Annotated in this window: 23 protein-coding genes and 2 tRNA genes; 15 read left to right on the forward strand and 10 right to left on the reverse strand. The window is 64.5% G+C overall.

Annotated elements, in window-relative coordinates; all coding sequences use genetic code 11:
* The first annotated feature begins 31 nt into the window (after nucleotides 1-31).
* Together ACQ4WN_RS16385 and ACQ4WN_RS16390 are read left to right on the forward strand one after the other, a co-directional pair.
* Entirely contained in the window at nucleotides 32-1,258 is a 1,227-nt protein-coding gene (locus ACQ4WN_RS16385) for an exonuclease SbcCD subunit D C-terminal domain-containing protein (protein WP_436552523.1), read from the forward strand.
* Between the two features lie 16 nt (nucleotides 1,259-1,274).
* The gene (locus tag ACQ4WN_RS16390; RefSeq protein WP_436552497.1) at nucleotides 1,275-5,033 is read left to right on the forward strand and encodes an AAA family ATPase; all 3,759 of its coding nucleotides are present in this window, start codon (nucleotides 1,275-1,277) and stop codon (nucleotides 5,031-5,033) included.
* Here ACQ4WN_RS16390 and ACQ4WN_RS16395 read toward each other — a convergent pair.
* Nucleotides 5,030-5,197, reverse strand: coding sequence for a hypothetical protein (locus tag ACQ4WN_RS16395; protein ID WP_436552498.1), 168 nt, complete (start codon nucleotides 5,195-5,197; stop codon nucleotides 5,030-5,032). The genes ACQ4WN_RS16390 and ACQ4WN_RS16395 overlap by 4 nt on opposite strands.
* 178 nt (nucleotides 5,198-5,375) lie before the next feature.
* Here ACQ4WN_RS16395 and ACQ4WN_RS16400 point away from each other — a divergent pair, with 178 nt between their 5' ends.
* The 5 genes from ACQ4WN_RS16400 to ACQ4WN_RS16420 all read left to right on the forward strand — a co-directional run bounded on the left by ACQ4WN_RS16400 (nucleotide 5,376) and on the right by ACQ4WN_RS16420 (nucleotide 8,081).
* Entirely contained in the window at nucleotides 5,376-5,585 is a 210-nt protein-coding gene (locus tag ACQ4WN_RS16400; protein ID WP_034755039.1) for a hypothetical protein, read from the forward strand.
* Nucleotides 5,586-5,645: 60 nt separating this feature from the next.
* Nucleotides 5,646-6,500, forward strand: a complete 855-nt coding sequence (locus ACQ4WN_RS16405; RefSeq protein ID WP_436552499.1) for a hypothetical protein — start codon at nucleotides 5,646-5,648, stop codon at nucleotides 6,498-6,500.
* A 58-nt stretch (nucleotides 6,501-6,558) separates the two neighbouring features.
* Nucleotides 6,559-7,737 (forward strand): methyltransferase, encoded by a 1,179-nt coding sequence (locus tag ACQ4WN_RS16410; protein WP_436552524.1) that lies wholly within the window; start codon nucleotides 6,559-6,561, stop codon nucleotides 7,735-7,737.
* Between the two features lie 56 nt (nucleotides 7,738-7,793).
* Nucleotides 7,794-7,870: transfer RNA gene (locus ACQ4WN_RS16415), tRNA-Met, on the forward strand.
* Between the two features lie 134 nt (nucleotides 7,871-8,004).
* Nucleotides 8,005-8,081: transfer RNA gene (locus tag ACQ4WN_RS16420), tRNA-Met, on the forward strand.
* Between the two features lie 67 nt (nucleotides 8,082-8,148).
* On the opposite strand, the gene ACQ4WN_RS16425 is transcribed toward ACQ4WN_RS16420, so the two are convergent.
* The gene (locus tag ACQ4WN_RS16425; protein ID WP_436552500.1) at nucleotides 8,149-8,811 is read right to left on the reverse strand and encodes a hypothetical protein; all 663 of its coding nucleotides are present in this window, start codon (nucleotides 8,809-8,811) and stop codon (nucleotides 8,149-8,151) included.
* Between the two features lie 218 nt (nucleotides 8,812-9,029).
* On the opposite strand from ACQ4WN_RS16425, the gene ACQ4WN_RS16430 reads away from it, so the two are divergent.
* The 6 genes from ACQ4WN_RS16430 (at nucleotide 9,030) to dbpA (ending at nucleotide 16,921) form a co-directional block, all read left to right on the forward strand.
* Nucleotides 9,030-9,548, forward strand: a complete 519-nt coding sequence (locus ACQ4WN_RS16430) for a sigma-70 family RNA polymerase sigma factor (protein WP_436552501.1) — start codon at nucleotides 9,030-9,032, stop codon at nucleotides 9,546-9,548.
* Between the two features lies 1 nt (nucleotide 9,549).
* Complete coding sequence (locus tag ACQ4WN_RS16435; protein WP_436552502.1) at nucleotides 9,550-10,554, forward strand: FecR domain-containing protein; 1,005 nt, start codon at nucleotides 9,550-9,552, stop codon at nucleotides 10,552-10,554.
* 153 nt (nucleotides 10,555-10,707) lie between these two features.
* A complete protein-coding gene (locus tag ACQ4WN_RS16440) occupies nucleotides 10,708-13,164 on the forward strand; it encodes a TonB-dependent siderophore receptor (protein ID WP_436552503.1) in 2,457 nt (818 codons plus the stop codon).
* Nucleotides 13,165-13,280: 116 nt separating this feature from the next.
* A complete protein-coding gene (locus ACQ4WN_RS16445) occupies nucleotides 13,281-14,945 on the forward strand; it encodes an acid phosphatase (protein ID WP_436552504.1) in 1,665 nt (554 codons plus the stop codon).
* 205 nt (nucleotides 14,946-15,150) lie between these two features.
* A complete protein-coding gene (locus ACQ4WN_RS16450; protein ID WP_436552505.1) occupies nucleotides 15,151-15,387 on the forward strand; it encodes a hypothetical protein in 237 nt (78 codons plus the stop codon).
* 109 nt (nucleotides 15,388-15,496) lie between these two features.
* Complete coding sequence (dbpA, locus tag ACQ4WN_RS16455; RefSeq protein ID WP_436552506.1) at nucleotides 15,497-16,921, forward strand: ATP-dependent RNA helicase DbpA; 1,425 nt, start codon at nucleotides 15,497-15,499, stop codon at nucleotides 16,919-16,921.
* Here the strand turns inward: dbpA and ACQ4WN_RS16460 are convergent.
* The 3 genes from ACQ4WN_RS16460 to ACQ4WN_RS16470 all read right to left on the reverse strand — a co-directional run bounded on the left by ACQ4WN_RS16460 (nucleotide 16,908) and on the right by ACQ4WN_RS16470 (nucleotide 20,442).
* Entirely contained in the window at nucleotides 16,908-17,459 is a 552-nt protein-coding gene (locus ACQ4WN_RS16460; RefSeq protein WP_436552507.1) for a hypothetical protein, read from the reverse strand. The two genes, dbpA and ACQ4WN_RS16460, sit on opposite strands and share 14 nt — an antisense overlap.
* A gap of 127 nt (nucleotides 17,460-17,586) precedes the next feature.
* Nucleotides 17,587-18,963, reverse strand: a complete 1,377-nt coding sequence (gene cysS / locus ACQ4WN_RS16465) for a cysteine--tRNA ligase (RefSeq protein ID WP_436552508.1) — start codon at nucleotides 18,961-18,963, stop codon at nucleotides 17,587-17,589.
* A gap of 237 nt (nucleotides 18,964-19,200) precedes the next feature.
* Nucleotides 19,201-20,442 carry an MFS transporter gene (locus ACQ4WN_RS16470; RefSeq protein ID WP_436552509.1) on the reverse strand — a complete coding sequence of 414 codons (1,242 nt, stop codon included), beginning with the start codon at nucleotides 20,440-20,442 and terminating at the stop codon, nucleotides 19,201-19,203.
* 127 nt (nucleotides 20,443-20,569) lie between these two features.
* Between ACQ4WN_RS16470 and ACQ4WN_RS16475 the strand changes: the two genes are divergently transcribed.
* On the forward strand, nucleotides 20,570-21,400 hold the full coding sequence (locus tag ACQ4WN_RS16475) for an AraC family transcriptional regulator (RefSeq protein WP_436552510.1): 831 nt from the start codon (nucleotides 20,570-20,572) through the stop codon (nucleotides 21,398-21,400).
* 42 nt (nucleotides 21,401-21,442) lie between these two features.
* Here ACQ4WN_RS16475 and aqpZ read toward each other — a convergent pair whose 3' ends face one another.
* The 5 genes from aqpZ to ACQ4WN_RS16500 form a co-directional block, all read right to left on the reverse strand.
* The gene (aqpZ, locus tag ACQ4WN_RS16480; RefSeq protein ID WP_436552511.1) at nucleotides 21,443-22,132 is read right to left on the reverse strand and encodes an aquaporin Z; all 690 of its coding nucleotides are present in this window, start codon (nucleotides 22,130-22,132) and stop codon (nucleotides 21,443-21,445) included.
* Between the two features lie 150 nt (nucleotides 22,133-22,282).
* On the reverse strand, nucleotides 22,283-22,696 hold the full coding sequence (locus ACQ4WN_RS16485; protein WP_436552512.1) for a GNAT family N-acetyltransferase: 414 nt from the start codon (nucleotides 22,694-22,696) through the stop codon (nucleotides 22,283-22,285).
* Nucleotides 22,696-23,151, reverse strand: coding sequence for an Ivy family c-type lysozyme inhibitor (locus ACQ4WN_RS16490; RefSeq protein WP_436552513.1), 456 nt, complete (start codon nucleotides 23,149-23,151; stop codon nucleotides 22,696-22,698). Before ACQ4WN_RS16490 ends, ACQ4WN_RS16485 begins: the two co-directional genes overlap by 1 nt.
* Before the next feature lie 65 nt (nucleotides 23,152-23,216).
* Complete coding sequence (locus ACQ4WN_RS16495; protein ID WP_436552514.1) at nucleotides 23,217-23,627, reverse strand: hypothetical protein; 411 nt, start codon at nucleotides 23,625-23,627, stop codon at nucleotides 23,217-23,219.
* Between the two features lie 35 nt (nucleotides 23,628-23,662).
* Nucleotides 23,663-24,838 carry an amidase family protein gene (locus ACQ4WN_RS16500; RefSeq protein ID WP_436552515.1) on the reverse strand — a complete coding sequence of 392 codons (1,176 nt, stop codon included), beginning with the start codon at nucleotides 24,836-24,838 and terminating at the stop codon, nucleotides 23,663-23,665.
* Nucleotides 24,839-25,038: 200 nt separating this feature from the next.
* Between ACQ4WN_RS16500 and ACQ4WN_RS16505 the strand changes: the two genes are divergently transcribed.
* On the forward strand, nucleotides 25,039-25,254 hold a 216-nt coding region (locus ACQ4WN_RS16505), incomplete at its 3' end, for an IS1/IS1595 family N-terminal zinc-binding domain-containing protein (RefSeq protein WP_436552516.1).

Genomic DNA, 25,254 nt, shown 5'->3' on the forward strand with positions numbered 1-25,254 from the left:
TGGCGCCTGTCTTCCCTACCCTTGTCACACCATGCGCCTGCTGCACACTTCCGACTGGCATCTGGGCCAGACCCTGCACAACTATGAACGGGGCTACGAACACCAGCGCTTCCTCGACTGGCTGCTCGACACGCTCGTGGCCGAACGCGTCGACGTGCTGCTGGTGGCGGGCGACGTGTTCGACAACGCCAACCCGTCGGCCGCCTCGCAAAAGCAGCTGTACGTATTCCTGCAGCAGGCGCGCGTGCGCCTGCCCGCGCTGCAGCTTGTCGTCGTCGCCGGCAACCACGATTCGGCGGGCCGGCTGGAAGCACCCGCCCCCCTGCTGGCCGCGCATGGCACGCACGTCATCGGCCATTTGTTACGCAGCGAGGATGGCGATATCGACCTGGAACGCCTGCTGCTGCCCTTGTCGGGCGCCGATGGGCAGGTGCAAGCCTGGTGCCTGGCCGTGCCTTTCCTGCGCCCCGGCGACGTGCCGAAGCTGGCGGCCGGCGATACCCAGGATGCCTACCTGGGCGGCATCGCCCTGCTGTACCGCCAGTTGACGGATCTGGCCTTGGCGCGCCGCCAGCCCGGACAAGCCATCCTTGCCATGGGCCACTGCCACATGGTGGGCGGCGAAATGTCGAACGACTCCGAACGCCGCATCGTCATCGGCGGCACGGAGATGCTGCCGTCGGGAATTTTTGATACCGCCATCGCGTATGCGGCACTGGGCCATTTGCACAAGGCGCAGGCCGTCGGCGGGCAAGAACATATCCGCTATTGCGGCAGCCCGATTCCCCTGTCGTTCGCCGAAGTAAATTACCGCCACCAGGTGCTGTGCCTCGATATCGATGGCGAAACGCTGCAGTCGGTGCGCGCCATCGAGGTGCCGCGCGCCGTGCCGCTCTTGCGCGTACCCGCCACGCCGGCGCCGATAGACGAGGTGCTGGCGCAGCTGGCAGCCCTCGACGTGCCCGCTGCTCCACCGGAAGCGCACCCCTTCCTGGAAGTGCGCGTGCGCCTGGACGCACCCGAACCGGGCCTGCGCACGCGCATCGAGGCGGCGCTCGAGGGCAAGCGCGTGCGCCTGGCAAAGATCGAAACGTCAAGCGCCGCGCGCAGCAGCGCGCCGGAAAGCATGACGCTCGACCAACTGGGCCAGCTGCAACCCGACGACATCTTCCGCCGCCTGTATCTGCAAAAATACGGCCGGCCCGCGCCGCCCGAACAACTGTCGGCACTGGCCGAACTGCTGCTGCCCGACGCCTGACTGCTCCTGAAGAACCATGAAAATCCTGAAAATCAGCGGTAAGAACCTGGCCTCGCTGGCCGGCGAATTTGAAGTCGACTTCCAGCAGGAGCCGCTGGCGTCCGCCGGCCTGTTTGCCATCAGCGGCCCCACGGGCGCGGGCAAGAGCACGCTGCTCGACGCACTGTGCCTGGCCCTGTACGATGCCACGCCGCGCCTGCTGAAAGTGCTGGGCCGGGGCAGCGCCCTGCCCGACGTGGGCAAGGAAACCGTCAACGCGCAGGATACGCGCACGCTGCTGCGCCGCGGCACGCCGGACGGTTACGCACAAGTCGATTTCGTCGGCAACGACGGCGCATGCTACCGCGCGCGCTGGAGCGTGCGCCGCTCGCGCACCCGGGCCGAAGGGGCGCTGCAAGCGACCGCCATGAGCTTGCACCAGTTGCCAGCGCTGCAACCCATCGGCGGCACCAAGACGGAGGTCAAGGAAGAGATCGAAAAACGCATCGGCCTGTCCTTCGACCAGTTTACGCGCGCCGTGCTGCTGGCGCAAAACGAGTTTTCCACTTTCCTCAAGACGGAAGACAATGAACGGGGTGAGTTGCTGGAAACCCTGACGGGCAGCAGCATCTATACCGATATTTCCATGCGCGCCTTCGAGCGGGCGAAAAAGGAAAAACAGGCCCTCGAACGCCTGGGCGAAAAACTGGCCGACCAGCGCCCCTTGTCGCCGGAGGAGCGCACCGACACCGAGGCGCTGTGCAGCGCGGCCGACACCACGCTGCAACACATCGACTTGCGCAAGGCGGTGCTGGAACTGCAGCAGCGCTGGCACCAGGAGACGCACAAGCTGCAAAGCCAGGTGAGCGCCGCGCTAGAGGCGCTCGATAGCGCCGCCTTTGAGCGCGCCGCTGCAGAAGAACGCCGCACGGCGCTGGCGCAGTGGGAATTGCTGCAGCCGGCGCGCGCCCTCGTCGACGACGTGGCGCGCCTGGCCAGCGACATCGCCGGCACCGGCGCCGCGCTGGAAGCGTCGCGCATGCAGGCGGCGCAAGCCATCGCCGCCGAAACGCAACTGGCTGCCAGCGTGCAGCAAGCGGCAGCCGCCTTGCAGACGCAGGAAACGGTGCAGCGCGATGCGGCGCCCCTGCTCGATCAAGCCAAGGCGCTCGACGCCGGCATCCTCGCGCAACTGCCCGCGCATGGCCAGGCAAGGCAAGCCGCGCAAGGCGCCGACCAGGCCAACGAATCGGCGCGCAGCGCGTTGCATGCACTGCAACAGCGCCAGCACGCCGCGCAGGCGGAACAGGAAACGGGCCGCCTGTGGCTGGCGTCGCACCAGCAATGGCAAGCGCTGGCCACATCGTGGCAATTGTCGGACCAGCTGTTTGCCCAGGCCGGGCAAGCGGCCGCGCAAGCCGATGCGGCCGACGCCAGCATGGCCGAAGCGGCGCAGCTGGTGCGCCACGCCAGCGATTCGGCGCGTGAAGAGCAGGCCGCGCTGGCCGCTGCCGCATCAGCGCTGGCCGTGCGCGATGCCGAGCGGCGCGCAGCGGCTGTCGCCGTGCAAGCCATCGATGGGCAGCTGTTGCAGGAACAGCGCGGCCAGATGGAAGACCATGCGCGCCAGTTGAATGCGGCGGAAAAGACGTGGACGGAGCTGGCGCGCAAGCAGCAGGAACTGGCGCACGGGCAAGCCAGGGCCGCGCAACTGGCCCAGGCTGTGCAGGCGGAAAACACGGCGCTGGCGGCGCAAGCGGCACAAACGGCGCTGCTGGAAGCGCGCCTGGCGCAGGCGGAAAAGTCATTGAAAGGCGCGGAAGCTGCATGCGCGGCCAGCGTGGAGCAACTGCGCGCCAATTTGCAGGAAGACCAGCCCTGCCCCGTCTGCGGCGCGCTGGAGCACCCGTACAGTCATGCCGACCACGCCTTGCAGGCGATGCTGGCCAGCTTGCAGGATGAAGTGCAGGCCTGCCGCACGCAGGCGCGCGGCAAACTGGAGCGGCTGGCCACGCACAGGGCGGCACTGGCCGGCTATGCGCGTGAACAGGCACAAACGGATGCCGAACTGGCGGCCCTGCCACCCGCCATCGACAACTTGAACGCGCAGTGGCAGCCGCATGCCGACTCCCTGCAACTGCCGCCGGCAAACCAGCGCGCGGACTGGTTCACACAGCAACTGGCGGCCAATGCGGCCGGCTTGCAGGCGCTGGCGCAGCAGGAGGCGGCGCTGCGCCAGGCCAGCGCGCTGCGCGAGCAGGCACAGGCGGCGCACGAACTGGCCGGCGCCGAACACGCGCGCCTGACGGCCGCCGTCGCCGAGACGCAAACACGGCTGGCGCAGTTGCAGGCGCAGCAGGCGGCAAGCAAGGACAAGGCGGAGACGTCGCGCAGCGCCCTCGATGGCTTGCTGGCGCAGCTCGATGGCGCCTTTGCCGACACGGATGGCGCCGAAGACTGGAAAGATGGCTGGCGCGCCGGCCCTGCCGCCTTCCGCGCGGCGCGCGAAACGGAAAGCCGGCAATGGCTGAAACAGCAGGCGGACCAGGACAGCCGCGGCCACGCGCTGGCGACCCTGGCCGCGCAGCTGGACGCGGCCAATGCGACCGCGCACACGACGCAGCAGCTGGCACTGGAAGCGCATGCGGCATACGCCGCCCTGGACGCGCAGCTGAAGGCGCTGCAAGCGCAGCGCGCGGCGCTGTGGGATGGCTTGCCCGTGGCCGAGGTGGAAGGTGCGCTGGCAGGCGCCGTCGCGCGTGCAAAAGATCAGCTGGCGCAGCAGCAAGCGGCGGCGCAGTCGGCCAGCCAGGTGCGCGCGCGGCTCGACGAAGCGTGCGCGCAAACTGCCCGGCGCCTCGATACCTTGCGCCAGCAAGACAGCGATGCCGGGGCAGCGCTGGAGGACTGGCTGCACCGGTTCCAGCTTGCCCATCCGGCCCATGCACCCGCCGACATGGCCCGCTTGCGCGCGCATCTGGCCATCGCACCGGAAGCCATGCGCGCCGAACGGGACGCCCTGCAACTGATCGCCGACCGCCACACGGCGGCGCTGTCCGTGCTGGCCGAACGCCGGCAGCAACTGGCGGCCCATGTGCAACAGCCGCCTGATGCACTGGAAATGGACGTGGCCGTGCTGCATTCGGCACTCGACGCACTGGTGCAGGAACGCCAGGCGGCCAACCAGGAGGCAACGCGGTTACGCCTGGCCATCGCGCAAGATGACGCACGGCGCCACAGTGCGCAAGCTATGCTGGCGCAAATCGAGGCGCAGGCCGTCATCGAGCGGCGCTGGGCCAGCCTGAATGAATTGATCGGCTCGGCCGACGGCAAGAAATTTCGCAACTATGCGCAGCAATTCACGCTGGAAGTGCTGCTCGGCTATGCCAACGCGCATCTGGCCCACCTGGCGCGCCGCTATCAGCTGGAACGCATCGACAACCCGAACAATCCGTCTCTCGGCCTGATGGTGCGCGACCAGGACATGGGCGGCGAGCTGCGCTCCGTGCACTCGCTGTCGGGCGGCGAATCGTTCCTCGTCTCGCTGGCACTGGCGCTGGGCCTGGCCTCGCTGTCCTCGAACCGGGTGCGCGTGGAATCGCTGTTCATCGACGAGGGCTTCGGCAGCCTGGACACGGAAACCCTGCGCGTGGCCATGGATGCGCTCGACGGCTTGCAAGCGATGGGACGCAAGGTAGGCGTCATCTCGCATGTGCAGGAAATGACGGAGCGCATCGCCACCCGTATCCTCGTGCAGCCGGGCGCCGGCGGTAAGAGCGTGGTAACGGTGCGCTAGCGTGGCACAGGTTGCCGTCCCAGCCTGAGCAAATCCCAGCCCAGTTCGCGGCGGATCTGCTCGGGGTCGGGCGGCGGGCGGCGCTGTTCCAGCTCCGTTTTCAACCACTTCCTGACCAGCTCCTTGGCGGGCTGTTCAGGCTTTTCCTTGTCATGCTTTTCCATGGTGCTACCTCTTCAATGGCGGTCAGACGACCTCCTGTATACGTTCAACGTCATGGCGCGGATTCAGTTGACCTGCGCGTGGCGCAGATGCAACAACGTGTAACGATGGCCGGAGTGCGTTAAAATCGCCGCCTTCGCGCAGGCACCGCCTACGCCCCGCAACAGTTCAAGGAAACCCATGAAAGCCGCCCGCAGCCTCACCTTCAAGTGCGTAAAATGTCACAAATCCATGCAGGTCTACCTGCAAAAAGTCTCCGCCTGCTCGCATATACAGCCGTATCAGGGCATTTGCGCATGCGGCGAACTCAAGCGCCACGCCACGGGCCAGGCCGATGCCGTCAAGTCTTACCTGGAGTCGGCAGACGGTAGCTGGTCGCACCACCACTAATGGTTAAAGAATGGGGCACGACTGCCGTTAACTGAGTACTTACTCATTCGGAATTTGTTCATGTCCCAGCTTCCCGCTCTCGTTTCCGGTTCACGCCAGCCTGCCGCCACACCCCTGGCAGGGCAAGCGCCGCAAAAAGCGGGCTTTGGCACGGCCGGCCTGGCCGCTTCGCCCTTGATGCAGCGTACCGCGCAAGACGTGGTAGCCCTGTCGAAAAACGGCCTGGACCTGTCGGCCAAGGGGCTGAAACAGCGCACGGACGCGCTGGGCAACGCCACCGTCGATGTGGCGCAGGATTTCCTTTCCACTATGACGCGCCAGTTGTTCGGCGACGGCGCCAGCATCGCCTTCGATTCGGTCGACCTGCAGGCCGGTTCCAGCTTCAGCAGCGGTAATGCCAGCGTCTCGGGCGCTGGCGGCAGCAGCCGCGCGGCCGCCTTCAGCCTCGATGAAAACGCCCATTTCATTGGCAAGGGCAAGATCACCACGGCCGATGGCCAGACTTTCGACTTCGAGCTGGAAGTGCAATATCAATCGAACATCAGCGCGGGCGCATTGGCGCAAACGCAAGACGATGCGCAGGAAGTCCCGCCATCCGATGACGCTACCCTGCCCGCCAAAGAGTTGCCTGCGACGAACTTCGCCGGCAATCTGCACGACCTGTTCAAGCTGCTGGACCAGCAATTGCAAAGCAGCATCTTCAATCAGCAATCCGATGGCGCCAGCGCCAGTGGCAAGGATGGCGACCTGGCGGGCAGGCTGAGCTTGCGTTTGCTCAAGCTGGTGCAGCCTGACAATACCGCCGAGGCCGGCAAGAAAGCTGCCGAATCCACGCCCGAAGACCAGGCGCGCGCCCGCGCACTGGCACTCGCCTATGGCACGGACACCGCTGACAGCACGGCCAGCGACGTATAATGGAAGACGGCCTGCGCAGGCGACCATGCCGCGCGCCCCCTTCTATCGATTGAATCCCATGTCCGACACCTCTTCACCTACCGTTCATCCGCAGATCCACTGGAGCGAAAACGGCGCCGAGCATTCGGCCCGCTGGCGCTCGGAAAGCGGCATGCCGCCACCCAAGCGCGTCGTCATCGCCGATGACCGCACGACGGCCGACCAGGCTTACCGCCTGGCCTGCGAAGGCACGGCCATGCTGTGGCGCGGCGACTTCCAGAACGCACGCCAGCTGCTGCAGGCGCTGGCGCGGCGCGCCGACCACAAAAACGACAAACCCAGCAAAAAAGCCAAGGCCGCCAAGCTGGCGCAACCTGAACCATCCGCCACGCAAGCGTTTCACTTGCACCGCCAGGCCCAGTCACAACGCGCCCGCACCCTGGCCATGCTGCTGCTGCCCTTCGATGCCGATTACACGATCCCGCTGCGCCGCGCGCCGGACGTGAAACTGGCGTGCAATGAAGCGTATGGCCGTGGCGAAGAAGCGTTCGTCGCCTCGCTGCGCGAACTGCTGGGCCTGATCGGCGCGCACGAATGGCGCCGCACGGGCGTGGAACTGCCGGCCCTGGGCCAGCGCATCCACCCGCATTACGGCGTGTTCGCGCCCATCCGCGGCGAATACGTGGGCCTGGTGGCGGACGCGCCCCTGCCCCCGCGCGCCAGCCTGGCCTTCGACATCGGCACCGGCACGGGCGTACTGGCCGCCGTGCTGGCGCAGCGCGGCATCCAACGCATTGTCGCCACCGACCAGGACCCGCGCGCCCTGTCCTGCGCGCGCGAAAACCTGGCCCGTTTCGATCTGCTCGACAAAGTCGACGTGGTGCAGGCCGACCTGTTCCCTGCCGGCCGCGCGCCGCTGGTCGTGTGCAATCCGCCGTGGCTGCCGGCCCGCCCAAGCTCGCCCATCGAATACGCCGTCTACGATCCGGACAGCCGCATGCTGCGCGGTTTCCTCGCCGGCCTGGCCGAGCACCTGGAAGCAAACGGCGAAGGCTGGCTGATCCTGTCGGACCTGGCCGAGCACCTGGGCCTGCGCCCTCGCGCGCAACTGCTCGAGTGGATAGCGCAAGCGGGCTTGAAAGTGGTCGACCGCCTGGACGTGAAACCCACGCACCCGCGCGCGCAAGATGCCACGGACAGCCTGCACGCGGCCCGCTCGAAGGAAATCACGTCGTTGTGGCGCCTCGCAGCAGCCTGATAACAGATCTGCTGCAAGGCCATTGCGCATTGCAGCAAACCCCGCTATAATTCGTCTGCGGGGTGGAGCAGTCTGGCAGCTCGTCGGGCTCATAACCCGAAGGTCACAGGTTCAAATCCTGTCCCCGCAACCAGATACATGAAAGCCGCTGATTCTTGCAAAGGGATCAGCGGCTTTTTCCATTGCGTCGCGCCATGTCGGCGAGCATCATGCAAAGCAAATGCCATCCGCTCTTTCGCAATGCAACAAACTCGGTTATAATTCGCCTGCGGGGTGGAGCAGTCTGGCAGCTCGTCGGGCTCATAACCCGAAGGTCACAGGTTCAAATCCTGTCCCCGCAACCAATACATAAAAACCGCTGACTCCTGCAAGGGATTCAGCGGTTTTTTCATTCCGGGCTTGCCCATGCTTTTACGCAGTCACGCTGGCCCTGATCTGCCTGGCCGCCGCATGCAGGCTGGCCGCCACTCTTTCCAGCTTGTCGGCGCCCGCCGTTTCAGCCAGCGCGGCAAACGCGCTGATATGAAAGGTGGCCACCATCGCCGGCGAGACATCGAGCTCCAGCGCGGTCTTGCTCAGTTCCGTCGACGCCTCGAGGTAAGGCTCGCTGCCCGCCTCGAACGCCTGCTTCGTTTCCAGCAATTCCTGGCCGCCCTGCGCCCTGGCCAGGCAATCGTCGACCTTTTGCTGGAAGGCCGGCAAGGTATCGCGCACCGGTCCGGGTTCAGGCGCCGGCTCCGGTTCCGGCTCCTCCGGGGCGGCTGGCGCAGGCCTGTCCGCCTTCGGCATGTCGCGCAGGGTGAGCCAGCGCTCGACGGCGAGAAAATCGGCAAACGGCTCCTCCACCTTGGGATTCATCAACCAGACCTCGCCCGTGCGCCAGTCGATCCGGGCGCCGCGCTCATTTCTCGCCAATAAAATATCCTTGCCGCCATCAGCATTCGACACCCGGCCGATGTCGAGCCAGTTCATCAGTTCCGCCTGGCGCGACATCGCGTTGACCCGGTGAAAAAAGGCCAACCATAAAAATCTGGCGACCAAAAGAATCAGGGCACCGCCAACCATCCACATCATTTTTCGCTCCGTACCACATCGACAGCCCGCATTTTCTCACATGAAAGCTTGCGCCAAGGAAACTTTTACATCTGCCGTGCAGCAGCGCAAATCCACCACCGTGCGCGGCCCGGGCGCGCAGTCGCATTTCAGCAACGCCGCGTTTTCCTGATTGCCTGACGCGCACTGCCAGGCTATTATGCGAACAATTCTCATTTAGATTAAGGCGTCCCGTCCGCATGCTGTCCGTCCCTTCACCTCCGTCCGATTTCCAGGCCCTGTATGCCCAGCACCACTCCTGGCTGCTGCACTGGCTGAAGCGCCGCCTGCACGATGCGGGGCTGGCGGGCGATCTGGCGCAGGATACCTTCATCAACATTTTCGTTGCGCGCAGCAGTGCCGGGATCGCGCAGCCACGCCCCTTCCTGGCCACCATCGCCAAACGCCTGCTGGCCAATCACTGCCGGCGCGCAGAGCTCGAACGGGCTTACCTCGACGCCCTGCTGCATCAGCCGCAAGCGTGCGCGCCCTCGCCGGAAGCGATGTTCATCCTGCTCGAATCGCTGCAACTGATCGACCGCGCGCTGGACCAGCTGTCCACCAAGGCAAAGGCGGCCTTCCTGCTGGCCCACCTGGACGGCATGAGCTACGCCGAGATCGCCACCGAACTGGACACCACCACGCATTCCGTCAAAAAATACCTGAGCAAGGCCAATCTGCTGTGCTTTTTTGCCGTGCCCGATTTTGTCGCAGCCTGACATGCGCACCGCCACCGTCTACGCACAGGGCCAGCCCATCGACCTGGCCATCGCCATGCAGGCAGCCGAATGGCTGGCCACCCTGATGAGTGGCGAAACGACCCCGGCGGAAAAATCGGCCTGGCAGCAGTGGCGCCAGGCGCATCCCGATCATGAACGGGCGTGGAAACACATCGAAAGCGCCAGCGGCGGCTTGCGGGAACTCGATGCGCAAGCGTGCCGCACGGCGCTGGCACGGCGTCCTGCAGCACCCGTCTCGCGCCGCAACAGCCTGCAGCTGCTGGCGTGGGGAACGGCCATCGGCATCACGGGCTGGTTCGGCGCGCGCTCGCCCTACGCACCCGACATGGCCCGTGCCGCACTGGCCGACATTGCCACGGGCGTCAACGAGCGCCGCGAGCTGACGCTGCCCGACGGCAGCCATGTGCACCTGAACAGCGGCAGCGCCGTGAACATCCGCTACACGGGCACGCAGCGCCTGCTGCAACTGGTGCAGGGCGAAGTGTTCATCGCCACGGCCCGCGAAACGGGCCTGCCCTACCGCCCCTTCATCGTCGACACCACGCAAGGCCAGGCGCAGGCGCTGGGTACGCGCTACTCGGTGCGCCAGGCGGACGGCAACACCCTGGTCGCCGTCGAAGAAGGCGCCGTGCGACTGACGCCGCACCATGGCGACAGCAACCGCGTGATCCAGGCGGGCCAGGGCGGTGGCATGACGGCGCAACAGCTCTTGCCCGCGCACGCCGTCTCGCCCGACATCTGGGCCTGGCGCCGGGGCTTGCTGCTGGCCGACGCCATGCCGCTGCGCGACTTCCTGCATGAACTGAGCCGCTACCGCCACGGCTTGCTGGGCTGCGACGATGGCGTCGCCGCGCTGCGTATTTCCGGCGTCTTCCCGCTGGCCGACCTGGACGCCGTGCTGCTGTCGCTGCCCGACTCCCTGCCCGTCGATGTGCGCCTGCGCACGCGCTACTGGGTCCAGGTGGAAGCGCGCCAGCAGCGTTGAAGATTTATTTTGACGCCAGCATAAAAAAACAGTACCCGCTTTCGCTTTTCGCGTGACCTGTGTAGGCAACGTTCTTTTTGACGACTACACCACAAGGTAACCATGTCTCCAGTTATGTCTTCCAGGTCCCGGTCACGGCTACGCATCAAGCGCATGGCGCATGCCATCGAACTCGTCTTCATCGGCTCGGCCCTGCTGCTGAACGCGCAGGCGCCAGCCCTGGCACAGGAAAGCGCTACAGCGCCAGCGGCCAGCCTCGACTTCCAGGTGCCGGCTGGCGACCTGGCAGCGGCGCTGCGCCAGGTCGCCAGCCATTCCAGAGTGATCCTCAGCTTCACGCCGGAACAGACGCGCGGCAAAACGTCCTCTGGCCTCACGGGCCGCCACGACGTGCTGGCCGCCCTGAATGGCGTGCTGCGCGGCACGGGCCTGAAGGCCGAGCGCAGCGCCAACGGCAGCTATGTGCTGCGCCCGGCAGATGCCGCGGCGGGTGGCGAGGCGCTGTCGATGATGCCGGAAGTATCGGTCAAGGCGCAGCAGGACGCGACGGCAGGCTCGGGCGCGTATGTTTCCACCCTGCCCATCGCCGCGGCCACGCCGCTGGGCCTGTCGATCCGGGAAACGCCGCAGTCGGTCAGCGTCATCACGCAGCAGCGCATGCAGGACCAGGGCTTGAGCACCATCGCGCAAGTGATGGCGCAAACGCCGGGCATCACCCTCTTCTCGCTGGGCAGTGAGCGCACGGGCTTTACTTCGCGCGGCTATTCGATCACCAATTACCAGCTCGATGGCGTCAGCACGCACTCGGAAACCATGGGCCTCAATGCGATACCGTCGCAAAGCCTGGCCGACATGGCGCTGTACGACCGCATCGAAGTGCTGCGCGGCGCCTCCGGCCTGATGACGGGCGCGGGCGACGCCTCGGGCGCCATCAACATGGTGCGCAAAAAGCCGATGGCGCAGTTCGAGGCGTCCGTCGAGGGCGAGCTGGGTTCCCACGATGAGCGGCGCGCCATGGCCGACATCTCGGGTCCGCTCAACGAGGCAGGCACCGTGCGCGGCCGCCTGGTGGCGCTGTACGAGGAAGGCGACAGCATCGTCGACGGCTACAGCCGCGACAAAAAAGTGGTCTACGGCGTGGTCGAGGCGGACCTGTCACGCGACACGAAGTTGACAGCCGGCGTCACGCACCAGCGCCAGCGTTCGAAGGGCTCGCTGTCCTACCTGGGCTTCCCCCTGTTCTACAGTAATGGCGTGATGACGGACCTGCCACGCTCCTTCAGCCCGGCCGCCAAGTCGAACCGTTTCGACACCAATTCGACCGACCTCTTCGCCACCCTGGAACACGCGCTGGCAAACGACTGGAAGCTGAAAATATCGGCCAACCGCGTGCAGTCCGCGCAGGAAGAGCGCGCCGTCTACCTGAACGTCAGTGGCGGCTTGCCCGACCGGGCCACGGGCGATGGCCTGCGCTTGAACGCCGATTACCGCGATTACCAGCTCCAGGTCAACAGCGTGGATGTCAACGTGCGCGGACCGTTCAGCGCATTCGGCCGCCAGCACGAACTGGTGCTGGGCATGGACTACAACGAATTTCAAAGCACGACGGATGGCCGTTTCGACAAGAGCATCGAGCGCACCCCCGCCAACCTGTACCGCTGGAATCACACGGCGACGCCCGTGTTTGGCGACACCTATGCCACCAACGACAGCACGCGCCGCCAGGCCAGCGTGTATGCCGCCGCGCGCCTCCATCTTTCCGAGCGTCTGAAATTGATCGCCGGCGCCAAGGTGCTGCGCTACGACGAAAATTACATCTCGGACGCGCCTGCCGAGCCCTTTTACAGCGCGTCGCCAGCCTCGGAAAGCCGCGTCATCACGCCGTATGGCGGCATGGTGTTCGACATCGATGGCACGCACAGCGCCTACGCCAGCTACTCCACCATCTACCAGCCGCAAGCATCGCAAGACCGCTACGGCAAGCTGCTGGCGCCGCGCGAAGGCAAGACTTTTGAAGCGGGCATCAAGAGCGGCTGGTTCGATGGCCGCCTGAACACGGCCGCCGCGCTATATCTGATCCGCCAGAAAAACCTGGCCGAGTCGGATCCCGGTTACGACGTGCCTGGCACAAAGATTTCCGCCAGCCGCACCATCAAGGGCGCCAAAACCCAGGGCGTGGACCTCGAAGCGACGGGCGCACTGACGCCGGACTGGAACATCTCGGCCTCGTGGTCGTACAGCCAGACGGAAAATAATGACGGCAAGGCCATCCTGAGCACCTTCCCGCGCCACCTGGTCAAACTGTGGACCAGTTACCGGCTGCCTGGCGAGCTGCATCGCCTGACGGTGGGCGGCGGCATGAACTGGCAGAGCCGCGTGTATTCCGACATCGATGCGTGGCAGATCAATAGCACCCTGCACTGGGAACAGAAGGCGTACTCGGTGGCCAGCCTGATGGCGCGCTACGACGTCAACGACAAGCTGTCTGCCACCGTGAACGTAGCCAACCTGTTCGACAAGCAGTACACGGCGTCCGTGTCGGACTGGTGGTACTCGGGCATGTATGGTCCGGCGCGCAAGGTGGCGTTGAACGTGCGTTATCAGTTCTAGGCTGGGCTGAATAGTTCACAGGGGCGCGGGGCCGGTGATACAATTTTCCCGCTTCACGGGCGTTGCCGGCCATTGCCGCCACCGCCCGTGCCCATAGAAACACCCAAGGAGAATGTGTGAAGGACCTCGCCCCCGCCCTGCCAGCCGATCCGGCCGACCAACCCGCCAATCCCTCGCGCCGGCGCATTTTCCAGGCTGCTTCCGCAGTCGGCCTGGCCGCCAGCCTGCCAGCGCTGGCCGACGCCGCGCCCGCGAAGAAGACCATCGCCAAAGGCTCGCTCGACGCGAAACTCAAGGCCCACGTCAAGAACGTGGTCGTGATCTACCTGGAAAACCGCAGCTTCAACAACCTGTTTGCCAATTTCCCTGGCACCAGCGCGCCCCTGTCCGCCGTCACGGCCGCACAGGCGCAGCAGCTGGACCGCGACGGCAAGCCGCTGGCCACCCTGCCGAAAATCTGGGGCGGCCTGGTGCCGAACCAGCAAAACATCGGCGGCATCGATTACCTGATCAAGGAAGACCAGATTTCCGGCCTGCCGAACGCGCCCTATAAATTGAGCGACGCGGCCGGCAAGCCCCTGCCCGAGAGCATCATCACGCGCGACCTGGTGCACCGCTTCTATAACAACCAGATGCAAATCAACGGCGGCAAGAACGACGGCTTTGCCGCGTGGGCCGACAGCGGCGGCCTGGTGATGGGCCATTACGGCGAAACGTCAAAAAACCTGAACCTGTGGCAGATCGCCGAGCAGTACACCCTGTGCGACAACTTCTTCATGGCGGCCTTCGGCGGCTCCTACATGAACCATCAGTTCCTCGTCACGGGGCGCGCCAACGAATATTTCAATGCTGCCGAGACGGCAGCGAAGAAAAAGATCTCCGTGCTGTCCGACGGCCCGCAAGGCGTGCGCCTGGCGATCTCGCCCGAGTGCCCCGCCTCCGCGCTCGATGGCAAGCCAAAATACGTCAATGACGGCGCCCTCACGCCGGACGGCTATGCCGTCAACACTATGGCGCCGCCATACCAGCCCAGCTATGTCCGCCCCGCCTTCGACGGCGACCCGCTGCATGCCGACCCGGCGGACGCGAACACCCTGCCACCGCAAACCTATGACACCATCGGCGACCTGCTGTCGCGCAAGGGCGTCAGCTGGGCGTGGTATGGCGGCGGCTGGCAAGCGGCGCTCGACCAGAAAGGCGGCGGCAGCAAGCCGAACTTCCAGTTCCACCACCAGCCGCTGAACTACTTCAAGCAGTTCGCCCCAGGCACTGCCGCGCGCGCCGAGCACCTGCGCGATGGCGGCACGGGCGACAGCCCGATCTCGAACAAATTCCTCGCCGCCGCCGTGGCGGGCAAGCTGCCCGCCGTGACGTTCTACAAGCCGCAGGGCAATCTGAACCTGCACGCGGGCTACTCGGATATCGAGTCGGGCGACCAGCACGTGGCCAACGTCATCCAGCATCTGAAGGAATCGCCGCAGTGGAAAGACATGATCGTGGTGATCACGTTTGACGAAAACGGCGGCTGGTGGGATCACGTGGCGCCGCCGAAGGGCGACCGCTGGGGTCCGGGCACGCGCATTCCCGCCATCGTCGTCTCGCCGTACGCGAAAAAAGGCGCCGTCGACCACAGCTTCTATGACACGACGTCGATCCTGCGCCTGATCACGCGCCTGCACGACTTGCCGCTGCTCGAAGGCCTGAAAGTGCGCAACGACGCGTTTGCGTCACGCGGCGCGCTGCCGCCGGGTGACTTGACTGGCGCCTTGAGCTTCCGTTAAGCCCCACACAGTGCGGCACGCCTGTGATACACTGCGTGCCGCACTTAAATCCGCAGGTCTGCTTTTCCTGCCGATGATATTCACAATGAGCCCGACTCCAGTAGCCGGGCTTTTGTTTTGTGGATGAAGTTAAAGCGTATAGACATAGGCGGGCAGCACGTTGCCCGCCCCTTGGCTTTCGCAGGCCAAGGACAGAGGTTAGCAAATGAGAGATAAAAAAGACAACGCCACCATCGACCTGCCCGGCTTCGGCCCGCTGCCAGCGCACGAGGCGCCAGAGCCGGCGCCGGAACCGCAGCGCCGCACGCGCGTGCGCAAGGTGGCTTTGAGGCAGGTACAGCTCGAATTGCTGGAGCCGACCGATGCCACTGGCTTGCCCGTATGGACGCGCGACGCCGGCCTTGATCTCACCGGCTTGCCTATCTGGGCGCCCGATAATTAACCCCATGCCGGCGGCCGTTTGCCGCCGGCTTCCAGACCACCATCCGCACAAGGGCGTAGAACGCCTGTAGACTGTGCCCATCCACCCGCTTTTTACCGGCTCCGCCCCTATGAACACCACCACTACCACCAATTCTTTTTCCAGCCTGCCGCTGACGCCCGCCTTTTTGGCCAACCTGGACTCGCTCGGCTACCACGAGATGACCACCATCCAGGCGCAAAGCTTGCCGGCGGTGCTCGATGGCCGCGACCTGATCGCCCAGGCGAAAACGGGCAGCGGCAAGACCGCCGCCTTCGGCATCGGCATTTTGCACAAGCTCAATCCGGCCTGGTTTGCCGTGCAGGGGCTGGTGCTGTGCCCCACGCGCGAACTGGCCGACCAGGTGGCCAATGAACTGCGCCGCCTGGCCCGCGCGGCTGGCAACATCAAGATCCTGACCCTGACGGGCGGCGCGCCAATGCGCCCGCAAATCGCCTCGCTGGAACATGGTGCCCACATCGTCGTCGGCACGCCGGGCCGCATGCGCGACCACCTGGGCCGCGGCACCATCAATCTGAACCACGTGCAAACGCTGGTGCTCGATGAAGCGGACCGCATGACGGACATGGGCTTTTACGAGGAAATCGCCGGCATCGTCAGCGCCTGCCCCGCACGCCGCCAGACCCTGCTCTTCTCGGCCACGTATCCGGAAGACATCCGCCGCGCCACGGCATCGTTCCTCGTCAATCCGCTGGAAGTGACGGTCGAGGCGCAGCATGACAACGACAAGATCGAGCAGCGCTTCTATGAAATCGGCTTCGACGAACGCAATAGCGCCGTCGGCAAGCTGTTGAAACACTTCAAGCCGGAATCGACCCTGGCCTTCTGCAACACCAAGGTGCATTGCCGCGAACTGGCCGAAGAACTGCGCCAGCAAGGCTTTTCCGCGCTGGCCCTGTACGGCGAGCTGGAACAGCGCGAGCGCGATGAAATCCTGGTGCTGTTCGCCAACCGCAGCTGCTCCGTGCTGGTGGCCACCGACGTCGCCGCGCGCGGGCTCGACATTTCCGACCTGGGCGCCGTGATTAACGTCGACGTCTCGAAAGATACGGAAGTGCACATCCACCGCATCGGCCGCACGGGCCGCGGCAGCAAGAAGGGCCTGGCCCTGTCGCTGTGTGCGCCAAACGAGAAAAAATGGGTCAAGCTGATCGAGCAGTACCAGAACAGCGCCGCCGAATGGCACGACCTGAAGGAACTGGCTGACGATGACGGGATCGAGGCGCTGCCGGCGCCGATGGTCACCCTGTGCATCATGGGCGGCAAGAAGGACAAGCTGCGCCCGGGCGACTTGCTGGGCGCGCTGACGGGCGATGCGGGCCTGACCAAGGAGCAAGTGGGCAAGATCAACGTATTCGAGTTCATGACCTACGTGGCACTCGATCGTACGGTGGCAGAAGCAGCCTTCAAGCGCCTGAACGCCGGTAACTCCCTGGGCCGCGACTTCGGCAACATCAAGGGCCGCAGCTTCAAGATGCGCTTTATCGAGGCGTAAGCGCCTGCAAGGCACGCAGGGCCGCCATGGCCCTGCCTCCCGGATATTCTTCCCATGCGGGATAGCGCCAGCGGTAGTAGCAGTTCCAGTAGCTGACAGCGCGCCGCTCCAGTGTCTCCACATACGCGGGATTTTCCCGCAGATAGCACGCCAGCGCATCGGCATTCCAGGCTGGCAGCGCCGCGCCAATTGCTGCGATAATCTCCAGCACGTATTCCCCGCACAGCTGCACGACGAACGGCACCGTCCACGCCCGCTCCTGCAGCAGCAGCTGTCTTAAACAGGCTTCCCGTAAATGGCCGTCATGGTGGCGCGTGCCCAGGCACAGGGCGAGCACGCCCACGTCGCCTGCCAGCTGCGTACAGACCAGCAGCTGCTCGCGCTGGTAATACGTACGCACGGGAATGCGCAGCAGCCTGCCATCCTGATGCACGTCAAACGGTGCCGACGGCGCGTGCGGCTGGCCTGCGGACAGCGCGGGCAGCAGCCGCGCCAGCGTCTCCGCCAATGCCGCGGGAAAGGCGTCGGCTTCAGTCATCGGCAGCGTCCTGGCAGACTTTGCGCACGCCCAGTGCGGGCTTGTCCATTTAACAGCACGCTACGCTTCACGGCGACTCCAGTGTTCATCAGGTGCACATTATGCCTCGCCGGCACGCAAAAGGTACTCACAAGGCGCGCGCCTGCTGGCCCTGCGGCGTATCCTCGATGTCATAGCCAGCCGCACGCGCCAGTGCGCGCAAGCGGTCCGCCTCGGCCCACAGGCGTTGCGCGCGGGCGCTGGCCCGCTCTGCCATCCATGCCTGCACCGGCTGCGGCACGTCCACCAGCGCCGGCTGCCAGGCCAGCAGATCGAGCCCCAGGGCTGCATCGAAGCGGGACATGGTGGCCTTTTTCACGCCATCGGCCAGCCCGCTTTTCAGCAGCTCCCAGACCACGGCCAGCGCGCGCGGATAATTCAGGTCATCGTCGATGCACCCCGTAAAACGCGCCAGCCATGCAGGATCTGCCTCGCGGTCCGTCTCCCCCAGTCCATGCACGGCCACGCGCAGGCGCGCCAGGCCGCTGGCGGCGGCGCGCAGGGCGTCGTCCGTGAAATTGAGGCTGGTGCGGTAATGGGCGCCCAGGCACAGGTAGCGGTAGGCCAGCGGATCGACTCCCTGCTCCACCAGGCTTTGCAGGCGCAGGAAGTCACCCGAGGATTTCGACATCTTCGCATCCTGCGTCTTGAGGAAAGCGCCGTGCAGCCAGAAGTTGGCCAGGCGCGTGCCGTGGCGTGCCTGCGTTTGCGCGATTTCGTTGCTATGGTGGACCGCCACATGGTCTTCGCCGCCGCAATGGATGTCGAAATACGTGCCCAGGTGCTTTTCCGCCATGGCCGAGCATTCGATGTGCCAGCCGGGAAAACCCAGGCCCCAGGGGCTGTTCCACTCCATCTGGCGCTGGCCCGGCACGCCGCTGAACTTCCACAGCGCGAAGTCGCAGATATCGCGCTTCTCTCCCAGGTCCACCCGCTTGCCCGCCTGCAGGCCATCGCGCTTCAGGCGCGCCAGCTTGCCATAATCGTCCTGGCGCGTGGTGTCGAAGTAAATGCCGTCGGCGGTGCGGTAGGTATAGCCCTTGGCCTCCAGGTCGCCAATGAACGCGATCTGTTCCGCAATGTGGTCCGTGGCGCGGCACCAGACGGTGGGCGGCAGGATATTGAGCTGGCGCAAATCGCCTTCAAACGCGCGCGTGAATGCGGCGGCGATGTCCCAGGCCGACTCGCCGCTGCGCCGGCTGCGCGCTTCGACCTTGTCGTCGCCGCTGTCCGCATCCGACGTCAAATGGCCCACGTCCGTGATGTTCATGACGTGGCGCACCTGCAAGCCATTGAACGCGAGCGCGCGGCGCAAGCCGTCGACGAACAGGTAGGTGCGCAGGTTGCCGATATGCGCGTAATCGTAGACAGTGGGACCGCAGGCGTACAGGCCCGCCTGGCCCGGAGCGATGGGTTCAAACGGCCGCAGGCTGCGGCTATACGTGTCGTACAGATGAAGTGTCATACGGGACTTTCATGCGCGTTGCGGAAAAAGAAAATGGCCACAGGTTTTTCAACACTGCGGCCATCGAATGAGGAGTAAAAAGTTTAACGGCGCCGGGCCGCATCCTCACGAAGCCAGGTACACGGACACAGCGCAGCAGCGGCGCCGGATGCAAGAACTGGAGGGAGGATGGAATTGATCATGGGACAAATATCGCATGCGCGCGGGCGAGCCGTCAAGCCCTCCCGCGTCGCCCGCCTATTTTTTCGCCTGCTCGATATGCGGCAGCAGCACCGTCAGGATGCCCAGCAGCGGCAGGTAGGAGCAGATTTTATATACATAGGCGATGCCCGACACGTCGGCCAGGTGGCCCATGGCGGCGGCGGCGATGCCGGACACACCGAACATCAGGCCAAAGAAGATCCCCGCGATCATGCCCACCTTGCCCGGCACCAGCTCCTGCGCGAAGACGACGATGGCGGAAAACGCGGAGGAAATCACGAAGCCGATGATCACCGTCAAGACGGCCGTCCAGAACAGGTCGACATACGGCAGCAGCAGGGTGAACGGGGCGGCGCCCAGGATGGAAATCCAGATCACGCGCTTGCGGCCGATGCGGTCGCCGATGGGGCCGCCCATGAAAGTGCCGGCGGCTACGGCGGCGAGGAACAGGAACAGGTAGAGCTGGGCATCGCCGAGCGACAGGTGGAATTTGTCGATCAGGTAGAAAGTGTAATAGCTCGACAGGCTGGCCATGTAGATATACTTCGAGAATACCAGCAGGGCCAGCACGCCCAGCGCGCCAATCACCTTGTTGCGCGACAAGTTCGGCCCACGCCCGCCCGCCTTCGGCTTGAAGCTGGCCAGATGGCCGCTGTACCAATGGCTGACCTTGTACAGCACGCCGATGGCCAGCACGGCCAGCAGGCTGAACCATGCGATATTGCCGTGGCCACGATTCACGATGACGGCCGCCGCCAGCAGTGGCCCCAGGGCGGAACCCACATTGCCGCCCACCTGGAACAGCGACTGGGCAAAGCCGTAGCGCCCGCCCGAGGCCATGCGCGCCACGCGCGATGCCTCGGGGTGGAAGGTCGATGAGCCGACGCCGATCAGGCCAGCGGCGATCAGCAGGGTCGGGAAAGTCGAGACGATGGACAGCATCAGCACGCCGGCCAGGGTAAAACACATGCCGATGGGCAGCAGGAATGGCAGCGGACGGCGGTCCGTGTATAAGCCGATCCAGGGCTGCAGCAACGATGCCGTGCACTGGAACGTCAGGGTTATAAGGCCGACCTGGGTAAAACTGAGTGAAAACTCGGCTTTCAGCATCGGATAAATCGACGGCAACAAGGCCTGGATCAAGTCATTGAGCAAATGCACGAAGGCGACAGCACCCAGGATATGCATGGCCAGGCCAGATTGTTGTTGGGAACGATGAAGCGAGGGGGCCGGCGGCACGGACTTGGCCAATGCTGGAGCAGGTGTGGTTGTGTGCATGTATCATCCGCAATAATCGGGCACGGCGGGCGGCCCGGCAAAGAAGCCAGTATAGTATGGTCACTGAACTGATAACTTCCAACAATCGTCGCTTAAGTGACAAGCAAGTGACAATCCAGCGACCCACATGTACACCCACCACCCCGCCCAGACCCACCCCGACGGCGTGCCCTTCAGCCGCAGCACCAGCTCGCACGATTACCAGCACGTGCCGCGGCCCGTGACGGCCATGTCCCGGCAATATGCGGCGGGAGACTACACGGCGCCGCACAGCCATGTACGGGCGCAGCTGCTGTATGCGACGCAAGGCGTGATGCGCGTCTCCACCGAGCACGGCGTGTGGATCCTGCCGCCCCGGCGCGCGCTGCTGATACCCGTGGGTGTCGTGCATGAAGTCCACATCTTGAGCGAACTGAGCATGCGCACCGTGTACATCGATGCGCAGGTGGCGGCCCCGTATGGCGCCGATTGCAAGGTACTGGAAGTGAGCCGGCTGCTGCGCGAGCTAATCCTCGCCTTGCTGGCCGAACCGATAGAATATGCGCTGGCGGGTCGCGGCGACTGGCTGGCGCACCTGATCCTGTCGGAACTGACGGCGGCCGATACCGTACCCATCGCCATACCCTGGCCCCGCGACCGCCGCCTGGTGGCCGTGTGCTCGGCCATCATGAACGCCCCGGGCAGCAGGCGCAGCATCGAGGACTGGGCGCAGGATGCGGGCGCCAGCGCGCGCACCCTGATCCGCTTATTTCCCAAGGAAACTGGCTTGCACTACCGCCAATGGCTGCAGCAAGTGCATCTGGCCGAGGCCTTCTGCCGCCTGGACCGTGGCGAAGGCGTGGCGACCATCGCCCATGCGCTGGGCTATGCCAGCCCCAGCGCCTTCAGCGCCATGTTCCGCCGCATCCTGGGCCGTACGCCGCAGCACTACCTGGGAGAGTGGCGCGCCGCCGAGTAAACGCCGAAAGCAGCCCGCAGGCTGCTTTTTGATCTTTACACCTTACGCTTTTTCGCCCGCAATCAAGCGGTAGGCCAGCGCGCCAAGCAAGGCGCCGATGATCGGTGCCAGCCAGAACAGCCACAGCTGGCTGGTGGCCCAGTCGCCCACATACAGGGCCACGCCAGTGCTGCGAGCCGGATTGACCGAGGTATTCGTCACGGGAATGCTGATCAGGTGAATCAGGGTCAGCGCCAGACCGATAGGCAGCGGGGCAAAACCGGCTGGAGCGCGCTTGTCGGTCGCGCCCAGGATCACGATCAGGAAGAACATCGTCAGCACGATTTCAATCACCAGCGCCGACAGCATCGAATAGCCGCCCGGCGAATGGGCGCCATAGCCATTCGAGGCAAAACCCTTGCTGACGTCGAAACCTGCCTGGCCGCTGGCGATCAGATACAGCACGCCGCCGGCCACAATGGCGCCCAACACTTGCGCGATGATGTAAGGCAAAAGCTGATTGGCAGGAAAGCGCCCTCCGGCCCACAGGCCGATCGAGACGGCGGGATTCAGGTGGCAACCCGAGATGTGGCCGATAGCGTAAGCCATGGTCAGCACCGTCAGGCCAAACGCCAGCGCAACGCCGGCAAAACCGATGCCAAGACCGGGAAAGCCAGCGGCCAGCACCGCGCTGCCGCAACCGCCCAGCACCAGCCAGAACGTACCGAGGAATTCGGCGCCATATTGTTTCATGATGTATTCCTTTTCAGTGACAAGAAAACGTGCCAGGGACGCAGCGCAAGCTGCAGAGCGCGAATAATGACACGATGACATTATCAATGCAACATTATTTCGTATAATAATGCCAATAGTTCTCTTGCTACTTAAAGGTTTTTTTGATAATTATTGAGGCGCGGGGCGGCGCATGTATTTTTGTGGTACCTCCAATGGCGCAAAACCAAAGCTCGCGTATAGCTCATGCGCATCATCGGTCGCCAGCATCCAGACGACATCGCGCAAGCGTGTATCGCCGAGCACGGCAGCAACCATCTGCTTGCCATATCCGCACCCCTGGTATTGCGGTAGCACAAACACGTCGCGCAGGTAGGCAAAATCCGTGTAATCGGTGATGACCCTGGCGAACGCCACTTGCTGGCCATCCACATAGCCGCCGAAACACAGCGCGTTGGCGATCCCCTTGCGCACCGTTTCCAGCGTCACACCACGCTTCCAGTACGACTGCTCGCTCAGGTAGCGGTGGATCATGGGCACGTCCAGCTCGCCGCGTTCGCTGGAGATGCGTAGTGGCGCGTGCATCAGTTCTTGAACAGCAGGTCGGCTTCGGCGATGCTGGGCTCGCCGAAGTACACCGTGCGCAAGCCGCCCTTGGCATCGCTGCCCATATACACGCCCGTCATGCTGCGCTCGACCGGGTCGTACAGGATGGTGTAGTGGTGGCCGCAATTGTGCGGTTCGCAGACACTGCTGAGCAGGCGTGCCTTGCCATCGATCTCGACGGGCTTGAGCGGACTGGCCACGCCATCCGGCACCCAGCGCTGGCGCTTCAGGCCAGCCTTTTTCAAGCCCACATTGAAGGCCTTGCGAAAGGCGTAATCCGCCTTGTAGACCTCGGGGAAATACGGGCAGGTGTGGCCACCGTCGCAGCTTTGCGCTTGCTCGATCAGCGACAGTTTGGGCGTACGCGCTTGCGCCGGCATGGCGCCCAGCGCCACGGCGGCCAGGAACAGGGGGAACAGCAAACGTGTGGCCATGCAATCTCCTAAAAACATCGGGTGATGCGGGCAGCATAGCAGAATGCCATGCTTGCACACCGGCATCAGGGAGAGCAGCGGATACCGACGACCCCGTTGACCTTGCCTTCCGGCCAGCCCGTCTCGCGCCAGCGGTACACGCCGGGCGCGACGATGATCAACTGCCATTCCACCAGCTTGCCAGCGTCATTGAGGCGGGTTTCATTGTCATAGCGCAAGGTCAGGCTGCGCTCCGTCTCCGCCACCACGATCGCGGCAAAGCGGTTGGTCTCACCCAGCTTGCTTTTCCAGGTGCGGTCGTTGAAGATCGCCAGCCGCTGATGGTCGTCAGACAGCTGCATGCGCGTAAAGTGCCGCGCTTCTTCGCAAACACTACTGGTATTCACGCTGTCGGACCAGCTGCCAGACAGTTGCGCGGCATCAAAAGGAGTCGGGGTGGCGGCCACGGCCGCACTCAGCAGCAAGGTTGCAAGCATAGTTTATCGAAAGAAAGCGAAAAGTATCATCATGGTCAACGCAGCGCCTGTATGATGCTGGACGGCAATGCGGGTGTGCGCCGGTGCAAGGTCGCCTGCTCGTAGGCATATGCCATCGTAATGAGCGGCATGTCGCCGTGGGTAGGGCCGATGAAGGACAAACCGATGGGCAAGCCGCCAACCACGCCGGCAGGCACCGTGATATGCGGCAAGGCGGACTGCGCCTGCACTACCCCATGGCATGTGGGTCCCACCAGCGCATCGAGTCCATGCGAGCACAGCAACGCTGCGATGCCGCCAGGCTCGGACGCGGGCGGCGACTCGATCAGTTCCGCACCCTGTTCGCGCAGCACCAGCAATGCCTGCTCGATCACGGCATCTGTCCCGGCACACTGGCCGAACAGGTGACGCGCCACGCCAATGCGGCGCCCATGCAAGCCGGCGACATCGAGCACCATGCCATCGGCCAGGCGCTCGCCGGTCAGAGCAGCAAGCAGCCAGGCCGCCTCGCGCACGCTGGGCGCCATCGGTCCTGCCGTGGCTGGCTCGCTGCCCTGCCCTGCGGCAGCCCTGCCAGTGGGTTTGATGGCGACCAGGCCGCACGTCGATGCGGGAGCGACGATGGAGCCGTCCGCCGCGCTGTCCACGGCCAGAATGGTCAGGCCGGCCCAGCTGGCACTGGCATGCGGCACGCTGACGGCGGCCCACTGGCGCAAATTGCTTTTGCCGATGATGACGGCGCCGGCCGCGCGCAGGCGCGCCGCGACAAAGGAATCGCAAGTGGCCTGCGTGGCCAGCGGCGCATGGGTGCGCGTCTTCATGCGGTCGCCGGTGGCGATATTGTCGCGCAAGACGATGGGGATGCCATGCAAGGGGCCGCGCACCTTGTGCACCTGCCGCTCGCGGTCCATTTCCAGGGCAATTTTCAGCGCATCGGGATTGATTTCAATGCCGGGATAAGCACGCGCGCCGGTGCTCGACAGCGAACGGATGCGGGCCAGGTACTGTGACGTCAGCGCATGGGAACTGAGCTTGCCTGCCTGCATCATCTGCTGTTGCGGCAACACGCCCGCATCGAGCAGATGGGCCATGGGACTGGCGGGCGCTGTGGCACGGCTCAGTACGGGGCGCGACACGCGCGCCGGTCCGGCCGTCGTGGCAGGCGTCGCGCCCCGATATGCGCTGTTGCGCACCATATGACTACGCTGCATGGTATCTCCAGGAAACTTCAGTGTTTCTAACGCAATAATGTACTATCTATAGCATAGCAGCCCTTGCAACTCAATTGTTGTCGACGGGAAATAATTTTTAAGCAAAAAAAAAGGCTCTGTCCCCGATAAGTAGGGGAATTCCGAGAATTTTCCTGGGGCCCTGCTGTCTGACGGTACATACAGACAAACGGGAGTCTTCCATGCAGTCAGCCCAGTGGAAAACCTTCATCGCCCAGTTCACCGCACTGAGCCAGCGTCAACGCCTGGCGAGCATCGCCCTGCTGCGCGGGGCAGCGTCCCAGGACGCCGCCGTGGCACTCGTCGAAAGCGTGGCCCGGCAGCGCTTGCACTGTCCTGCCTGCAACAGCAGCCATGCTCACCGGCATGGCCACGCGCACGGACTGCAGCGCTATCGC

The sequence above is a fragment of the Janthinobacterium pasteuri genome (genome assembly GCF_051380775.1).
Classification (GTDB): domain Bacteria; phylum Pseudomonadota; class Gammaproteobacteria; order Burkholderiales; family Burkholderiaceae_D; genus Janthinobacterium.

Excerpts from the sequence above, each read along its gene's own strand:
- ACQ4WN_RS16485 (WP_436552512.1), bottom strand. The coding sequence starts at position 22,696 with ATGCACGCGCCACTACGCATCTCCAGCGAACGCGGCGAGCTGGACGTG.
- ACQ4WN_RS16495 (WP_436552514.1), bottom strand. The coding sequence starts at position 23,627 with ATGCTTGCAACCTTGCTGCTGAGTGCGGCCGTGGCCGCCACCCCGACT.
- ACQ4WN_RS16435 (WP_436552502.1), top strand. The coding sequence starts at position 9,550 with ATGCGCACCGCCACCGTCTACGCACAGGGCCAGCCCATCGACCTGGCC.
- ACQ4WN_RS16460 (WP_436552507.1), bottom strand. The coding sequence starts at position 17,459 with ATGACTGAAGCCGACGCCTTTCCCGCGGCATTGGCGGAGACGCTGGCG.
- ACQ4WN_RS16470 (WP_436552509.1), bottom strand. The coding sequence starts at position 20,442 with ATGCACACAACCACACCTGCTCCAGCATTGGCCAAGTCCGTGCCGCCG.
- ACQ4WN_RS16475 (WP_436552510.1), top strand. The coding sequence starts at position 20,570 with ATGTACACCCACCACCCCGCCCAGACCCACCCCGACGGCGTGCCCTTC.
- ACQ4WN_RS16405 (WP_436552499.1), top strand. The coding sequence starts at position 5,646 with ATGTCCCAGCTTCCCGCTCTCGTTTCCGGTTCACGCCAGCCTGCCGCC.
- ACQ4WN_RS16430 (WP_436552501.1), top strand. The coding sequence starts at position 9,030 with ATGCTGTCCGTCCCTTCACCTCCGTCCGATTTCCAGGCCCTGTATGCC.
- ACQ4WN_RS16450 (WP_436552505.1), top strand. The coding sequence starts at position 15,151 with ATGAGAGATAAAAAAGACAACGCCACCATCGACCTGCCCGGCTTCGGC.
- ACQ4WN_RS16425 (WP_436552500.1), bottom strand. The coding sequence starts at position 8,811 with ATGATGTGGATGGTTGGCGGTGCCCTGATTCTTTTGGTCGCCAGATTT.
- ACQ4WN_RS16500 (WP_436552515.1), bottom strand. The coding sequence starts at position 24,838 with ATGCAGCGTAGTCATATGGTGCGCAACAGCGCATATCGGGGCGCGACG.
- ACQ4WN_RS16395 (WP_436552498.1), bottom strand. The coding sequence starts at position 5,197 with ATGGAAAAGCATGACAAGGAAAAGCCTGAACAGCCCGCCAAGGAGCTG.
- cysS (WP_436552508.1), bottom strand. The coding sequence starts at position 18,963 with ATGACACTTCATCTGTACGACACGTATAGCCGCAGCCTGCGGCCGTTT.
- ACQ4WN_RS16440 (WP_436552503.1), top strand. The coding sequence starts at position 10,708 with ATGGCGCATGCCATCGAACTCGTCTTCATCGGCTCGGCCCTGCTGCTG.
- ACQ4WN_RS16390 (WP_436552497.1), top strand. The coding sequence starts at position 1,275 with ATGAAAATCCTGAAAATCAGCGGTAAGAACCTGGCCTCGCTGGCCGGC.
- dbpA (WP_436552506.1), top strand. The coding sequence starts at position 15,497 with ATGAACACCACCACTACCACCAATTCTTTTTCCAGCCTGCCGCTGACG.
- aqpZ (WP_436552511.1), bottom strand. The coding sequence starts at position 22,132 with ATGAAACAATATGGCGCCGAATTCCTCGGTACGTTCTGGCTGGTGCTG.
- ACQ4WN_RS16490 (WP_436552513.1), bottom strand. The coding sequence starts at position 23,151 with ATGGCCACACGTTTGCTGTTCCCCCTGTTCCTGGCCGCCGTGGCGCTG.
- ACQ4WN_RS16400 (WP_034755039.1), top strand. The coding sequence starts at position 5,376 with ATGAAAGCCGCCCGCAGCCTCACCTTCAAGTGCGTAAAATGTCACAAA.
- ACQ4WN_RS16385 (WP_436552523.1), top strand. The coding sequence starts at position 32 with ATGCGCCTGCTGCACACTTCCGACTGGCATCTGGGCCAGACCCTGCAC.
- ACQ4WN_RS16410 (WP_436552524.1), top strand. The coding sequence starts at position 6,559 with ATGTCCGACACCTCTTCACCTACCGTTCATCCGCAGATCCACTGGAGC.